The 275-nt window shown below is 46.5% G+C and carries 1 protein-coding gene; it reads right to left on the bottom strand.

The window, feature by feature from the left end:
- A partial coding sequence (locus tag MMO38_RS16605; RefSeq protein ID WP_241324202.1) for a GTP-binding protein occupies positions 1-275 on the bottom strand: 275 nt, incomplete at both ends.

Genomic DNA, 275 nt, shown 5'->3' with positions numbered 1-275 from the left:
TCATCAACAAGGTCACACTTGTTTAAGAATACGATGATGTACGGTACACCAACCTGACGTGAAAGTAGGATGTGTTCACGAGTTTGTGGCATAGGCCCATCAGTCGCAGCACATACAAGGATCGCGCCGTCCATCTGAGCAGCACCAGTAATCATGTTTTTAACATAATCGGCGTGGCCTGGGCAGTCTACGTGAGCGTAGTGACGGATTGGAGAATCGTATTCTACGTGTGATGTATTAATGGTAATACCACGTGCTTTTTCTTCAGGAGCTGA

The sequence above is a fragment of the Acinetobacter sp. NIPH 1852 genome (genome assembly GCF_022549455.1).
Classification (GTDB): domain Bacteria; phylum Pseudomonadota; class Gammaproteobacteria; order Pseudomonadales; family Moraxellaceae; genus Acinetobacter.
Note: the sequence above shows the minus strand (reverse complement) of the source record. Positions and strands in the feature narration are given on the sequence as shown.